Origin of the sequence: Pontibacter sp. BAB1700, from assembly GCF_000277005.1 — a bacterium.
Classification (GTDB): Bacteria; Bacteroidota; Bacteroidia; order Cytophagales; family Hymenobacteraceae; genus Pontibacter; species Pontibacter lucknowensis.
In genome coordinates this window covers 20,425-36,233 of record NZ_AKIS01000041.1, presented here as the reverse complement: position 1 = coordinate 36,233, position 15,809 = coordinate 20,425, and the positions used below count along the sequence as shown (strand labels likewise).

Annotated in this window: 10 protein-coding genes and 1 pseudogene; 4 read left to right on the top strand and 7 right to left on the bottom strand. The window is 53.0% G+C overall.

Annotated elements, in window-relative coordinates; genetic code table 11:
* Positions 1 to 43 precede the first annotated feature (43 nt).
* Positions 44 to 1,522 carry a proline--tRNA ligase gene (gene proS, locus O71_RS05585; RefSeq protein WP_007654189.1) on the bottom strand — a complete coding sequence of 493 codons (1,479 nt, stop codon included), beginning with the start codon at positions 1,520 to 1,522 and terminating at the stop codon, positions 44 to 46.
* A 185-nt stretch (positions 1,523 to 1,707) separates the two neighbouring features.
* On the opposite strand from proS, the gene O71_RS05580 reads away from it, so the two are divergent.
* The 4 genes from O71_RS05580 (at position 1,708) to O71_RS05565 (ending at position 6,909) form a co-directional block, all read left to right on the top strand.
* The gene (locus O71_RS05580; RefSeq protein ID WP_007654188.1) at positions 1,708 to 2,997 is read left to right on the top strand and encodes a hypothetical protein; all 1,290 of its coding nucleotides are present in this window, start codon (positions 1,708 to 1,710) and stop codon (positions 2,995 to 2,997) included.
* 17 nt (positions 2,998 to 3,014) lie between these two features.
* Entirely contained in the window at positions 3,015 to 3,869 is an 855-nt protein-coding gene (locus tag O71_RS05575; RefSeq protein ID WP_040573736.1) for a hypothetical protein, read from the top strand.
* Between the two features lie 98 nt (positions 3,870 to 3,967).
* On the top strand, positions 3,968 to 4,516 hold the full coding sequence (locus O71_RS05570; RefSeq protein WP_040573733.1) for a hypothetical protein: 549 nt from the start codon (positions 3,968 to 3,970) through the stop codon (positions 4,514 to 4,516).
* A 158-nt stretch (positions 4,517 to 4,674) separates the two neighbouring features.
* Complete coding sequence (locus O71_RS05565) at positions 4,675 to 6,909, top strand: S9 family peptidase (RefSeq protein WP_007654187.1); 2,235 nt, start codon at positions 4,675 to 4,677, stop codon at positions 6,907 to 6,909.
* Between the two features lie 101 nt (positions 6,910 to 7,010).
* Here the strand turns inward: O71_RS05565 and O71_RS05560 are convergent, their stop codons facing one another.
* The 6 genes and pseudogenes from O71_RS05560 to O71_RS05540 form a co-directional block, all read right to left on the bottom strand.
* Positions 7,011 to 7,871 (bottom strand): RelA/SpoT domain-containing protein, encoded by an 861-nt coding sequence (locus O71_RS05560; protein WP_007654186.1) that lies wholly within the window; start codon positions 7,869 to 7,871, stop codon positions 7,011 to 7,013.
* An 80-nt stretch (positions 7,872 to 7,951) separates the two neighbouring features.
* Positions 7,952 to 9,223 carry a chloride channel protein gene (locus O71_RS05555; RefSeq protein ID WP_007654178.1) on the bottom strand — a complete coding sequence of 424 codons (1,272 nt, stop codon included), beginning with the start codon at positions 9,221 to 9,223 and terminating at the stop codon, positions 7,952 to 7,954.
* 183 nt (positions 9,224 to 9,406) lie between these two features.
* Complete coding sequence (locus tag O71_RS26340; RefSeq protein WP_255345346.1) at positions 9,407 to 9,772, bottom strand: aldehyde dehydrogenase family protein; 366 nt, start codon at positions 9,770 to 9,772, stop codon at positions 9,407 to 9,409.
* A gap of 11 nt (positions 9,773 to 9,783) precedes the next feature.
* Positions 9,784 to 10,812 (bottom strand): annotated as a pseudogene (locus O71_RS05550) (aldehyde dehydrogenase family protein); the annotation flags it as partial.
* Between the two features lie 315 nt (positions 10,813 to 11,127).
* Positions 11,128 to 11,916, bottom strand: coding sequence for an SDR family oxidoreductase (locus O71_RS05545; protein ID WP_007654172.1), 789 nt, complete (start codon positions 11,914 to 11,916; stop codon positions 11,128 to 11,130).
* 17 nt (positions 11,917 to 11,933) lie between these two features.
* Positions 11,934 to 15,668 carry a metallophosphoesterase gene (locus tag O71_RS05540; protein WP_007654164.1) on the bottom strand — a complete coding sequence of 1,245 codons (3,735 nt, stop codon included), beginning with the start codon at positions 15,666 to 15,668 and terminating at the stop codon, positions 11,934 to 11,936.
* Positions 15,669 to 15,809: the final 141 nt, after the last annotated feature.

The window sequence follows — 15,809 nt, the reverse complement described above, 5'->3', positions numbered from 1 at the left end:
CTCTGTTTTATAAATTCTGGTTTAAGCTCAGGTATAGCTGATGCTAGTAAGCCTTTGCAAAGTATACACGCTGCTTCGATGGCTTGCCTGTGATCATGTCCACGCCGTCCTCCTCAGGCGTGTCGAGGGCAATGCAGCGAATAGTCGCCTTGGTTTCTTCTTTGATGCGCTCTTCTGTTTCCGGTGTTCCGTCCCAGTGAGCCAGCACAAAGCCACCCTTGGTATCCAGTACTTGTTTGAATTCCTCGTAACTGTCTACCTTCGTTGTGTTCTCCTCCCGGAATGTCAGTGCTCTGTTGTAGATGTTCTCCTGGATCTCATCAAGCAGGGCAGGGATATAAGTAGCCAGGCTGTCGAATTGCTGGGTGCTCTTCTCCTTGGTGTCGCGGCGGGCCACTTCGGCGGTGCCGTTCTCCAGGTCGCGGGCACCGATGGCCAGGCGAACCGGAACCCCTTTCAATTCCCACTCGGCAAACTTAAAGCCAGGGCGCTCCGTGTCGCGGTTGTCGAACTTCACACTGATGCCTTTGGCTTCGAGCTCTTTCTTCAGTTGCAGCACTTTCTCGCTGATCTGGGCCAGTTGCTCCTCGCCTTTGTAAATAGGCACGATCACCACTTGGATAGGAGCCAGTTTTGGAGGCAGCACCAGGCCTTCGTCGTCGGAGTGGGCCATTACCAGCGCACCCATCAGACGGGTACTCACCCCCCACGAGGTACCCCATACGTGCTCCAGTCCGCCCTCTTTGGTCGCAAACTTCACATCAAATGCCTTCGCAAAGTTCTGGCCCAGGAAGTGAGACGTACCTGCTTGCAGCGCCTTGCCATCCTGCATCAAGCCTTCGATGCAATAGGTATCCAAAGCACCGGCGAAACGCTCGTTAGGTGTTTTCACACCACGGATCACCGGCAGGGCAATGTATTGCTCAGCAAAAGTGGCGTATACTTCCAGCATTTGCTTTGTTTCGGCAATGGCCTCCTCAGCGGTAGCATGGGCCGTGTGGCCTTCCTGCCACAGGAACTCAGCCGTGCGCAGGAACAGGCGCGTACGCATTTCCCAGCGCACCACGTTAGCCCACTGGTTCACCAGGATAGGCAGGTCGCGGTAGCTTTGGATCCAGCCTTTGTAAGTGTTCCAGATCACAGCTTCCGAAGTTGGACGTACGATCAGTTCTTCTTCCAGTCGGGCATTCGGGTCAACGCGCAGCTTGCCTGGTTTATCAGGATCGGCTTGCAAACGGTAGTGCGTTACTACAGCACATTCCTTGGCAAAGCCTTCGGCGTTCTGCTCTTCGGCTTCAAACAAGCTCTTGGGTACAAACAGTGGGAAATAGGCGTTTTCATGGCCGGTGGCCTTAAACATGTCATCCAGCTGACGCTGCATTTTCTCCCAGATGGCGTAACCGTAAGGTTTGATCACCATGCAGCCACGCACAGCGGAATTCTCCGCTAAACCGGCCTTTTTCACCAGCTCGTTATACCACTGCGAATAGTCTTCGCTTCTTTTTGGCAGCCCTTTGCTCATTATTTGAAAAAATTTATCTTATATCCGTAATTGTTAATCTTTTTGGAATGAATATTGCTTTCCACATAGTGAAGATTTAATATCATTCTCGCTCAAAATTACGTTAATATATTATACTATTGATAAGGTTTTGCGCTATTGTGTTTATATCTTTGATATAGAAGCATTTTTAGACACAGAAGGCCATGAAAAAATTAAACATATACACCGCACTAGCCCCTGTGATTGCACTTTTCGCGGTTGGTTGCAGTAGCCCGGTAGCTATGCAGTCGACAGAGTATGATGATATGTACTACAGCTCATCAGATCGTACCGAGTATGTGCAGCCCCAGGCTCAGGCTTCCCAACAGCAGCAGTACGCTCCAGCTGAAGACAATCAGCAGGCCGCTACTGGTGATGTAACTCAAAACTATACCGCCGACGAGTACTATGACGGCCGTACCTATCGTCCGCAGGCAACCTGGAACACGCCTAACTATGCTTACGTGGATCCATACTGGACAACTGCTTACGTGCATCGTCGCGTTAGTCCATTCTACGACCCGTTCTTTTATGATCCATTCTACGATCCGTTCATGTATGACCCTTTCTTTCACAGAGGAGGCATGCGTGTGAACATTGGCTTGAGCATGGGCTGGGGATCCGGCTGGAACCGCTGGGGACATCCTTGGGGACGCCCTTATGGTATGTATGATCCATTCTGGGGCGGTGGATTTTGGCCACATAATAACTACTATGCCGGCTTCTATCACGGATATAACCGAGGCTTCTATGGCAGTAACCGCTATATCTATGACCGTCCGGGTGTTGTGCAGCAGCGCCAGGTGCAGTACGGTCCACGTGGTGAGCGTAGTGTAGTGCCAGCTTCAGGGAACCCGGAGCGAGTAGCCGGACGTCCGAACAGATCGGAGTCTGTAAGAGATGAACAGCGTTCTACGCAAGGTGTAGATTATGCACGACCAGGTAGAACAGAGCGTGCTACAGGCAACACAAACGTAAGAGGCCAGGAGATTAACGCAGGAGAGAATACAGGTCGTGCGTTGCCGTCCAGACCGGCTACTACAAACCGTGGTTATGACCCGCAGAGCGGTCAGGTAAGACCATCGCGTCAGCAGCCGGAAGGCCAACAGCCAGTGCAGCGACTCAATCAGTCAAGAGAAGGCAATGTGTCGCCGGCAACGCAGCCACGACCAGTGGAGCGCCAGCAGCGTATACAGCAGCCTACGCAGCGCCAGGAAAGAATCCAGCAGCCTGTGCAGAGTCAGCAGATTCAGCGCCAGCCGGTACAGCGTTCTCAGCCAAGCTATCAGCGCAGCCAGCCGGTACAGCGTTCGCAGCCAAGTTACCAGCGTAGCCAGCCGGTGCAGCGCTCGCAGCCAAGCTACTCACCACCAACCAGAAGTTCCGGTACATCTAGTCCTCCGGTACGAACTAACTCCAGCGGCGGTGGCCGTGGAAATAGAGGAGGAAACTAATCACAAACCACTGATCCATGAAAATAACTAAGATTGTTTCCGCCAGCCTGGCACTTATGCTGGGCTGGGGCGGAACCGCTTTTGCCCAAGACGAGGTAGACGCATTGCGCTACACCCGTTACGGACTCACAGGCTTCGCACGTATTCAAGGTATAGGCGGAGCGCAAACGGCACTCGGTGCAGACGTTTCCACCATGGCATCTAACCCAGCAGGCCTGGGCATGTTCAGACGTTCTGAGTTTAGCATCACGCCAGGCCTTGGCTTCTCTACATCAACAGGCCGTGTGGGAGGGATATCTACTAACGACGAACGTAACAATGTTGCTGTGCCTCACATTGGTTTTGTGTTCGCTGACCGTCAAAGTGACGAGAATAGCGACTGGCGCGGTGCTACATTTGGCATAAGCTTCAGCAGGCTCAATAATTTCAATAACAGAACCTCATACCGCAACACAGCCGGCGGGCAAGATCCAACTATTGTCGAATACTTTACAGAACTGGCAAACCTGCGTGGCCGCACACAAACAGACCTGGACAACGAGTTCAATAATGGTTATACGTCTATGGAGGGACTGGCTTATGGTACCTTCCTGTTTGACTTTGACGAAGACGGCTTTGCTATACCTACTGATCGGATAGGAAATGTCAACCAATCAGAGGAGATTATCCGAAGGGGTTCTCAGAATCAGATCGACATAGCTGGTGGTACCAGCTATCGCGACAAAATATACCTGGGAGCGTCGCTTGGTGTGATTACGTCAGACTTCAGGCAGGAGCGCATCTTTAGAGAGACAGAAGAAGATGCCAGTACCGATTTTACCAGCCTGGAGCTGCGTGATGAGTACAGAACACGTGCACAGGCGTTAACCTGAAACTGGGTATAATCGTTCGGCCGTCTGATGTCATCCGACTGGGAGCGTCTATCCAAACGCCGACCCTGTATAACTTCAACGAAACATACCAGCGCTCTATGTATTCCCAGTTTTTGCCGGGTGAAAACTATAGTGCCGTGGAGTTGCCAGGTGAGTTCTCCTATAAGCTGACAACGCCTTTCCGTGCATCGGGTGGTGTGGCCTTCTTCATTCAGAAGTACGGTTTCATAGCCGCAGACATTGAATACGTGGACTATGCAAATGCCCGTTTTTCTGAAAGCGATGATTTTGGAGGCAACAGCACTTATTTCAATAGTGTGAATGACCGTATTTCGGGCACATATCAGTCGGCCCTCAACTTCAGGCTGGGAGCGGAGGCGCGTTACGAAGTGTTCCGCTTCAGAGCAGGTTATGCCATCACGGGTGACCCTTACCGCAATGCCGATTTTGATGGCAAGATAAACACCTTCACCTTGGGCACAGGTATACGCCTGAACAGATATTATGCTGATGTTGCCTTTACAAGCTCGACGGCCAATAGCCTGTACAGTCCATACAACTTCAACGATCCTTCTGTATTCGTGCCAGTAGTAGACATTGAGGATAAGCTGAACACCGTGATGCTGACATTCGGGTATAACTTCTAAAGATTTTTTTCCTGTTTTCAGAAAGGCGGCAGATTCCGAAAGGGATGCCGCTTTTTTGTGTCTATACCTGTGTGCGGTATGGTTTTGGCGGTAAGGTATGGCAATACCATATTATTCTGATAAATTAGCAAGGCTAAACTATAACTAACCCTAAACACATGCATATCAACCTCAAAACTAATTTTCTGGCTGTCGTGCTTTTGTGCTTCGCTTTTGTAGCGCAGGCGCAGCAGAAAAAAGAAGTCACGCTGGAGGATATCTACCGCAATGGCACATTCTCGGCCAAGTCGGTGTACGGCGTGAACTGGATGAACGACGGCCGCTACTACAGCTCGCAGGTAGCGGACGAGAAGAACGGCGTAAACGACATTGTGCGCTACGACGTGACGACAGGTCAGCCGGTGAACACCATCATCGAAGGCGAAGACCTGAAGCCGGAAGGCAGTGACAAGCCAATTAAGTTTGATGGCTATACCTTCAGCTCAGACGAGAAAAAGGTTTTGTTCGCTACTGAAAGAGAGCAGATCTACCGTCGATCTTCAAAGGCTGATTTTTATGTGTATGACATCGCCACCAAGAAACTGACCAAGCTGAGCAATGGCGGCAAGCAGCTGTACGCTACTTTCTCGCCGGATGCGAAGCGTGTCGCTTTTGCGCGTGAGGGCAATATGTTCTTCGTGGATCTGAGCAACATGCAGGAGAAGCAGATTACCAACACCGGCAAGTTCAACTCGATCATAAACGGGTACGCTGACTGGGTATACGAGGAGGAGTTCTCGTTTGCGCAGGGCTTCCACTGGTCACCAGACGGCTCTAAGATCGCTTTCTATACCTTCGATGAGACCAACGTACCGGAGTTTAACATGCAGATGTGGGGCGAGCTATACCCACAGGACTACAAGTTCAAGTATCCGAAAGCCGGTGAGGCCAACTCTATTGTAACCGTTTCGGTGTACAATGTGGGCAATGGCCAGACTGTGAAAATGGACACAGGCAACGAGGCAGACATCTACATCCCGCGCATCAAATGGACGAATGACAGCAACCTGCTTTCTATCCAGAAGATGAACCGTTTGCAGAACACATTGGAATTGCTGCACGCCAACGCGACAACCGGTAAAGCCAGCGTGGTGCTGAAGGAGACAGACAAAGCCTATATCGACATCACTGACGACCTGACTTACCTGAAAGATGGCAAGCACTTCATTCACTCTTCTGAGAAAGACGGCTTCAACCACTTGTACCTGCACAACATGAACGGCAAACTGGTGCGCCAGATCACGAAAGGTAACTGGGAAGTGAGCAATTACATCGGCTACGACGAGAGGAACGACCGCCTGTATTACATATCTACGGAAGTGTCGCCGCTGGAGCGACACCTGTACAGCATCAACAGCAAAGGCAGCAAGAAAAACCGCCTTACTGAGAAAGCCGGTACGCACCGCGTGAACATGAGCAACGACTTCAAATACTTCCTGGATTACCATTCTGCTGCCAACGAAGCACCTACCGTAAGCCTGCATTCAGCCAAAGACGGCAAGCTGATCAAGGTACTGGAAGATAATCAGAAACTGAAGAGCACACTGGCCCAGTATGATATCGCCAAGCAGGAGTTCTTTACCATGAAAACCCCGGACGGCACACAGCTGAATGGCTGGATGATCAAACCAACTGATTTCGATCCGAAGAAAAAGTACCCAGTGCTGATGTTTGTGTACGGTGGCCCGGGTTCGCAGACAGTAACCAATAGCTGGGGCGGTGCCAACTACCTGTGGTACCAGGTGCTGGCCAACAAAGGTGCTATTGTGGTAAGTGTAGACAACCGTGGTACTGGCGCCCGTGGTGCTGATTTTAAGAAAGTGACTTATGCGAACCTCGGCAAGTATGAGATTGAAGACCAGATAGAAGCAGCCAAGTGGCTGGGCAACCAGCCGTACGTAGACAAAGACCGCATCGGTATCTGGGGTCACAGCTACGGTGGATACATGACACTGCTTGGCCTGACCAAAGGCAATGGCGTGTTCCGTGCCGGCATCTCAGTAGCTCCGGTGACCAACTGGCGCTTCTACGACACTATCTACACAGAACGTTACCTGAAAACGCCGCAGGAAAATGCTGCTGGCTATGACGATAACTCGCCGTTATTCTTTGCTGATAAACTGCAAGGTGAGCTATTGCTGATTCACGGTACTGGTGACGACAACGTGCACTTCCAGAACGCGGTGGCTATGCAGGACGCCCTGATCAGCGCCAACAAGCAGTTCGAAAGTTTCTACTATCCGAACCGTAACCACGGCGTGGGTGGCGGCATCACAAGCCTGCACCGCTTCAAAATGATGACCGACTTCCTGGAGCGCAACCTGATTAACCCGACTACAGAGCAAAACCAGTAAGGTATAACATGTTGCTATACCTGGAGCGAAGCCCGAAAATTGTAATTTATACCTGAGCAACAAGGCTCGCCAGCAATGGCGAGCCTTGTTGCTTTTATGGCCTAGCTGTTTTTCCGTTGCAGGGCATTGAGGTGCAGGTATAGCCGCTGCTTTTCTGTGTCAGGTATAGTAAACTGGTTTACTTGAGTGTGTAGTCGTGCCCGTTCCTTCTCGGTAAGCGGGGTATGGCCGTGCAACTTCTCCAGCACCGTTTTGATGAAAGAGGCTAGCTGGTCGGCCTGGCCTGTGAAGTGGTTGAGCAGGTTAAGCAAGTCCCGCACAAAGGCATTGCAGCTGTGGTCAGGGTAACGCACCTTATGGTCTATTTCGCTCCAGCCTTCCTCGAAAAGCGTGCGCAGCTGTATCTCTGCAAAGTAGCGTTGCCGTTTAGGCTGGGTGCTCACTACAAAGTGCACCGCCCGGTAGCCGTGGTCGTGCAGACGGATGTTTACACCGGCTTTTTCAAACTCTTGAATGATAGTTGTAGCTGTGCCAGGAGAGATATAGGCAAAAGGGGGGCGCTTCAGTTCCCAGGTGGCTTGTATGTGTTTTCCCAGAGCATGCCAGGCAGTCTTGTGTAGGTATAGCACCCGCACCCCTGCCAGGTCATTGATCCAGTCCACGTAATTATGCTCGTCAATGTGGCGGTCGGGATACTCTGATTTCTTGCGGATCACCTTGCGCAACAGATGCAGGGGGTCCTTTACCCGATAGCGCACAGCATGTACTTCGGGTAGGTGCTGCAGGCTTTGGGCTGTCTGCGCTGCAATTTCCAGTAACTCCGCCTTGCGCCGCAGAAAGTCATGGTAAATGCCCACCAGCGTCTGCGGTGCTATACCTTGCGTACGCCATTCTGACTCACCCAGGCCAAGCGAGTTGAGTAAACTGGAAGCAGATTGTCCGGAACTTGTGTTTTTATTCAAGTCTCTAAGTCACTGTTTCTAAATACTTACGTGATAAACAGTCAAAGGCACATGAGCACCCGGAGGCATTGAGAGATAGACTATTCTTTTACCCCAAGCTGTGCATTAATCAGTGGAGTTTTGGGAGCCAAAAAGAACCCTGTAAGACTTGCAAACATGATCGGAATAAAGTGCTGGAATCCAGTGAGTGTTGCAAGTAAAATAATGGTGCTGATAGGAGTGCGGGTAACGCAGGCATTAATAGCGGCCATACAGCTAATCAGGATAAGCGGCAAGTTCTGTCCGGGGAAAGCCTGGTTGACAATCATACCTACAGTAGCTCCTACAAAGAAAAGCGGAATGATAAATCCACCCCGCCACCCCGAGGTAACTGTAAAGCTGATGGCCAGAATCTTGGCTACCAATAGCAGAAGCAGAAAACCTAGCGTGAATTCTTCGGCTAGGAGTACATTGAGTTCATCGTGGCTGAAGTAACGCGAAAGTGGAACATAATAGGCGATGATGCCGATCAGAAATCCACCCACTGCCATTTTCGCATAGATCGGTACCCTGAATTTTTTAAAGAGGGCTCTGCACTGACGCACTGTAAATATAAAAAGCCAGCCCGCCGCGGTACCTGCCAGCGCATAGAGCATTGCGTAAAAGAAGTCGTTTAGCTCAGGGGTGGAGTACACAGGGAAATTCCAGGTGGGGCCTATGCCAATATGCGTGATCAGGATAAAAACAACATAGCTGGAGCAGCTGGCGACAAAGGCAGGTATAAGCGCCTGGTAATACTCTACTACGTGCTTGTGATGCAGGATTTCCAGAGCGAACAGAGTGCCTCCAAGCGGCGCCCCAAATAGGGCTGTAAAAGCAGAGGCCATACCTGCTATGGTCAGGGATCGGAGGTCTTCGCCCCTGATTTTGAGCTGTTTTGCGATCCAGGTACCGGTGGAGCCAACTACTTGCACCAAGGGTGCCTCCGGGCCCGCACTACCGCCACTTGCGATACACAACCACGACGACAAGATCATGGAAGGATTGTTCTTCGGCTCCAGGTGCCCTCCTTTAAAGCGGATGTTATTGACAATAAGATCCATCTCGCCGGGGTCGCCGAGATAGTGGATAATAAGTCCGGCGAGCAGGCCAGCCCCAGCCATGAGCGGAATCACATACAGACCCTGTACAGGTGCCAGAAAGTGAAGCAATCCCTCCAGAACCATCCAGTAAATGCCTGCAATGATACCGCCAATAATGCCAATAGCTATCCACAACAAGAATATCTTGCTGAATACAAATGGGTTAAACTGTAAAGGATAGTTAATCTGGTTCCGAAGCGTAACGGCCAGTCTTCTTCTTTTAAAGTCCATCCTGCAAAGGTACGGAGAAATGCAGGCATGGGTAAAGAAGGAGCCGGATTATGAGGCTTCTACATTCCTTTCTGTCCTTTTGGGGATGGAAGAAATCCGGATTATTTCTCAGCTTCCTTCTACCAGCAGTTTAGCCGGCTTTCTCCGTCTCTCGTCACAAGGTTCTTCAGACGCAAGGGTTTCCTACAACTTTACACAAACATTCTGCGGCTCGGTGAAGAATCTTAGCGCCTCAAATCCACCTTCACGACCTACCCCCGAATTCTTCATGCCGCCGAAAGGTGTGCGGAGGTCACGTAGGAGCCATGTGTTCACCCAGATGATTCCTGAATGCACTTGGTGCGCGACACGGTGGGCACGTTGCAGATTCTGTGTCCAGATGGTGGCGGCGAGGCCGTAGTCGGTGCAGTTGGCGTATTGGATGACTTCTTCTTCGGTGTCGAAAGGGGTGAGGGTGACAACCGGGCCGAAGATTTCCTCGGTGTTGGTGCGGCAGTGTAGGGCAGTCCCTCGATGATGGTTGGGGCGATGAACCAGCCGTTCTGGCAACGTCCTTCTACCTGCACCTGGTGTCCGCCCGTAAGGATGGTGCCGCCCTCTTGTTTGGCCAGTTCGATATAGGAAAGGACCTTTTGCATGTGCTGTTCCGATACCATGGCGCCCATTTTTGAGCCTTCTTCCATCGGGTCGCCTACCTGCAAGGCTTTTACTTTCTCCACAAAAGCATCGCGGAATTTCTCATAAAGCGGCCGCTCAATGAAAATGCGGGAGCCACAGAGGCAAATCTGACCCTGGTTGGCGAAGGAGGAGTGGATAGAGGTATGCAGGGCGTTATTGAAGTCGCAGTCCGCAAAGATGATGTTCGGGTTTTTGCCGCCCAACTCCAGCGACAGCTTCTTGAACATCGGGGCCGCCGTGGCAGCAATGGTGCGCCCTGTGGCCGTGCCACCCGTAAAAGAGATAACCGGCACTTTCGGGTGCGCCGTCATGGCCGCACCTACCTTGTGGCCGTAGCCGTGTACGATGTTGAGCACACCCGCCGGTAAGCCCGCTTCTATGCAGATTTCCGAAAGCATGTAGGCCGTCATGGGCGTGACTTCAGAAGGCTTTGCCACCACACAGTTGCCCGCGGCAAGGGCAGGGGCAATCTTCCAGGTGAACAGGTATAGCGGCAGGTTCCAGGGTGAAATGCAGCCCACCACCCCATGCGGATGGCGCACGGTATAGTTGATGGCATTAGTACCCTCCATGTAATGCGCTTTCGAAGCGAAGTGCTGAATAGCCGTGCCGTAAAAGCGCATGTTGCTACTCGCCCGCGGTATATCCACCGACTTCGCCAGTTTCAGCGGCTTGCCATTGTCTATTGATTCGGCTTCAGCCAGCTTGTCCAGGTTCTGGTCAATGAGGTCGGCAATGCGCATCAAAATCTGCCCCCGCTTCTCGGCAGGTGTGTTCGACCAGGCCGGGAAAGCTTTCAAAGCCGCCTGCACCGCCTGTTCCACGTCCTGCTCGTCGGAGTCAGGTATAAGCGAGTACACTTCGCCCAAAGCGGGGTTGTAGTTGTCGATATACTGCCCTGCCACAGGCATGACTAACTGGCCGTCAATGTAGTTATGGATGTGCTGCATGGTTTCACCTCCCCCCGCCCCCCTACCTAAAAACAGGAGGGGAGTTTTTGGGTTTATTTTTAGTAAAGGTGTATTCTCCTTGTTTTCTTGAGCCCTCGCTCGCGTCCCGCGAGTGTGCGTTATTCAGTGGCGTCCCGCCACTTGTACCGACAGGTACAAACCAAAGCGGCCGGGGTCCGCCAGATAGCTCACACTCGCGGGGCGCGAGCGAGGGCTTTCTCAACTCCCTTCCCTGTTTTGGGGATAGGGGCTCTCTATAAAAGGGAAAGGGTGAGGTTACAAACTCCCCGTCCTGCCACCATCCACTGGCACGTTAATGCCGTTGATATATGCCGCCGCTGGCGTAGCCAGAAATGCTGCAGCTGCAGCGACTTCTTCAGGTTCGGCGAAGCGGCGGGCTGGGATTTCGCTCATCATCTCCTCTTCCACCTTATTTACTTCACTGTCAGTTTTCTTCGCTTTGTTCTCGATGATAGACTCCAGACGCCCTGTGCGGGTAGCGCCAGGGAGCACATTGTTCACCGTGATGCCATATTGCCCTAATTCGTTGGACATGGTCTTCGCCCAGCTGGCCACGGCACCGCGAATGGTGTTCGACACGCCTAGGTTCTGCAGCGGCTGTTTCACTGAGGTGCTGATAATGTTGATAATGCGGCCGTAGCCTGCTTTTTTCATCAGCGGAATCACTGCCTGCGCCAGGTTGTGGTTGTTAATCAAGTGCATGTTAAAAGCGCTGAGAAACTCTTCTGGTTTGGCATCTACAATCGGTCCGCCTGCTGGTCCGCCTGTGTTGTTCACAAGGATGTGTACCTGGTTGTGTTGCTGCAGGTATACCTGTAGCTGCTGTACCAACTCGTCGGGCTTGCTGAAATCGGCTACCAGGTAGTCGTGTTGCTGCCCTTTGCTGTTGTCCAGTTCCTGGGCTACCTCCTGTAACTTGGCTTCGTTGCGGGCTACCAGTGTCACGCTGGCACCCAGTTGCGCCAGTTCTACAGCGATGGCCTTGCCTATACCTTGCGTGCTGCCGCACACGATGGCTCTTTTATCCGTCAGGTCTAAGTTCATAGCTTAAAGATAAGCAATTAAAAGAAAAACCCATTCTGCACATTAATCAGGGTGCCTTCGCGGGAGTAGGCGGCGGTGCCCGTGAGCACAATACGGTTGAAGAGCGAGAACCAGATGCCGCCGCCATAGGCTCTGTTCCAGCCGCCTACGTTGTTGGTGCGGGTCCAGACACGGCCTGTGTCGTAAAGGCCGAGCACACCTAATTTGCCAGGGAACAGGTATACGCGGTAGTTGAGCAAGGCTACACGCATCTCGAGGTTGGTGAAGAAACTGCGGTCGCCGACTAGGCGGGTCTGGCTGTAGCCGCGAATGGTCTGGCTGAAGTCGGGCAGGAGGCCGCCACCCAGCATATTGCCCTGGTAGAAAGCGTAGCGGCCCGTATTGATGCCACCGCCTATGCGTCCTGCGAAGGTGAGCTGATAAGGCAGATTCGGACTCATGTAGTAGCGCACTTCGTAGGTATAGCGACTATACCCGCCGCTGGTGTTGGCCACCCCCTGAAACCAGTTGCCCCGCAGGTCTATCACCAGTCCGCGGCTCGGGTTGTGCTCGTAGTCTCTCGCATCGGTCCTGAAAAAGGCAGTGGCGCCGAGGTAGCTGCGCTGTCCAAATGCGCCTTGTCGGTTGTCGGGTAAAAGCTCCTGAACCCAGCTGTTGCGGCGCTCGCTCAACCTGAAATACTCCAACACAGGTCCCGCCCCGAGCGAGAAGAACGTGCCAAAAGGCTTCTGCAAAGCTGCCGAAATATGGGCATTGCTCAGCTCTACCCGCTCGTTCATGGGCGCATCGGTTGGGGCTGGGCGGTTGCCGTAGCCACGGTATTGCATGCTGTAGTAGGGGGCATATACCCAGGCGCGGCTCACCAAATCGAGGTCGAAGAACAGGTCTTTGATTTCGCCTTCATGGAAAATGCGGGCCATACCTGTTTTGAGTGAGCGCTGGTAAAGCAAGCGCTGCACGCCGCCCCTGGCGCTCGTTCTGAACTTGTACGGCCTGTACTGCATACCCGCGCCCAGCACCAGCCCATCGGCTGTGTTGTAAATAACCGTGAAGTTAGGTCCTATGCGGGTATAGCGAAACTCGTCAGAGGCAGGGCTGTTGATCAGGTCGCCTGTGGCAAAATCTTCGTAGGTAGCGCGGGTGTTGTCTATCACGTTCTTGTCGCCGATGGTATTGCGCAAGTTATAGGAGATGCTGCTGTTGTCCAGGCTATCGGAGAAGGCAAACTGGTAGCGGCCGTGCTCTTTGTAGCCAATCACACGCACTTTTATGTCGCTGCCCGTTTCGCCCGTTACCCTGAATTCATCGTCGCCCCCGAAACCGTAGAGGCGTATTTCTCTGGTATGCTCAGGAGAGAATGTGCGGGTATAGAGTGTGTGGCTTGGGTTATTGGCGGCGGTCACGGTGATACGTGTGTCGCCGTTGGCTAATCGCTCAATCTCAAACAGCTCTTTCTTTTTGCTGCCAAACACATCCACGTAACGGGCCAGTAGCATGGCGTATTCTTCGGCTACGCGGGGCAGCTGCACCCGTCGGGCTTTCAGTTTCTGGGTCAGCTCGTCGCCGTGCAGCGGGTATACTTCGGGGGGCATCTGGCGCACGGCATTGGCCAGCACCTCGTCGGTGAGCACTGCTTCCAGGCTGTCGGCTATCTGCACCCAGTCGGCAGGGGTGAGGCTACCCAGCAGACGGCGGTCGAGGTCTTTAGCGGCCATGTTCAGGCCTTTCAGGTTTTGGATTTTATAGCCGAAGTGCTGCAACTCCTGCACACCCCAGCTGCGGGTGGCCAGCCATGGGAAAAAACCGTCAAAAGCGAAAAAGGCATTGTCGCGCACCTTCGGTATAGGCAGGTATAGCGTGCGGCCGTTCGCCTCGGTCAGGCTCCACTCGTAGTTATCTTCGTGGCGGTCCCAGTCACCGATGAGCATATCGAGGAGGCGGGCTTTGACGAAAGCGCGGGCGTTGACCTGGTGCAGGTGGTCGTCTTCGAGGCGGTGCAGCATGGCAGTGTAGCTCAGTTCCTGCACATCATCGGCATCCTGATCCCTATGGCCCAGGCGGTAGTCTTCGGCATCAAACTCCAGAAAACCTAAACGGTTGCCGAAAGGTGCTTTGTAAGGCTCCAGGCAATCGATGTCGGGCAGCAGGTGCAGAGCTGGGGAGGAGGCCAGCAACCCAGCGGCTTTCTCGAGCGGCGTGGCAATAAGCGGTGCATAAGGGTGCTGCGAGGGCAACCACGTTTCGGGCACCGACTGTATGACTTCCGTGCCTCGGTACTGTTGCGGCACAGTACGCATGGCATCGCGGAGCAAAGGGCGGAAACGGTACTCGTAGCCTTTGGCGCTGCGGAGGCGCAGGCTGTTGCGGTCGCGCTCTTTGGTGACGCCAAACGGACTCAGGCCACCGCCCACAGCACCCATGTCGAGGTAGGTGACACGCACAGGAGTGGCCCATTCTTTTGCATAATCATTTTTGAGCAACACACCAGCCAGTGCGTAGGGCTTCTTTTTCGGATCGGCAGGCCTGAACTCCACAGGCTCCGCCTGAAGCGTATCGGTGCAGGCGGCGGTGGCGGTTGCGTCCTGGCGAATCTGGTCGTAAAGCTTGCCGCGGTAGTTTACCCGGCCTGTGTCGCCATCGCCCTCAGGCGACCAGAACTCGGTCCATACCTCACCATTGGTGTAATAAATCACTTTTACAAATCCCTTCTCGCTGTGGGCAAAGGTGGCGTTGTTCTCGACATCCACAGGTGCCGTTTTACAGCCTGAGCCGCTGAGGATGTGGATGTACTTGTCGATTTTGTGCAGCTGTAGGTTGTGGTCGTGGCCCGAGGTATAAATGATATTGTCGTAGCGGTTGAAAAGCTGCTCCATGCGGCTGATGAGCAACTGGTAGCGGTAGTGCGGAATGTCCTGGTCCACGCCGCCAAGCTGGCGGTAAAACGGGTATAGCGAGCCGATAACGGGCAGCGGAAACAGGAGTCCGTCTCGTATGAGGCGCAGCGGGAAAAGGTGGTCCATCACGGTATAGAAGCCGCCATGGTTACTGTTGCTCACAAACGGATGGTGCCCCCCGATGACGATGTGCTTACCTTTATTGGCTTCGAGCGTCTGTTCAATCTGTTGCAGCATTTCAGTTTCGGTGCCCGCGTTACAGCCGTTGTCGGCGCCATAGGGCTTTTCGTATTTGTGCAGCCACCATTGGGTATCTATACCGATGAATATCACATCGTCACGCAGCTGTTCCACATACGGGCCAGGGCAGCCGTCGTCGGGTACAAAGGTGTTGCCTTTGTTGATGCCCGCCTCAATGTACTGCTCTTGCCTACGTATTTTCTCCAGTCCCTTAGGGCCCATATAATCCCAGTCGTGGTTGCCAGGCACGAAAAACACTTTGCCCTGGTGGTCATCCACTACTTTTATTAGCTCGTTGAGGCGCTTTTCGCCCTGATCGCGGGTCTGGCTACCTACTTCCGAAAGTCCGTCGTGGTACAGGTTGTCGCCCAGCACCAGCAGCATGCTCCTGGGGTCGCGGTCGAGCTGCGATTTTAGTAATTTGAGTGTGGGTTCGGTTTTATCCAGTTGTGGAGCCCCCGCGTCGCCCAACAGGTACACGGTATAGGCAATGCCCGTTGAGTCGGGTAAAGAAAAGTGCTGCCAGTTGCCCGCACTGGGCCCGTAGTAAATACTGGGGCTACAAGAGGTGGTGCAAACCAAGATGTAGAGGAGCAGGTAACGCAGAAGTCTGGTCATTTGGGTACGCATAGGCTTACTCTTTATACTTTGAAGAGTGCTGTAGGTATACACAGGGGGGTAAATTATTGCCCTATACCTGAAATGCCTGTCAGATATGTGCTGAGCTGTGCGGTATTTGCCAATTGCGTGTAATTCTCG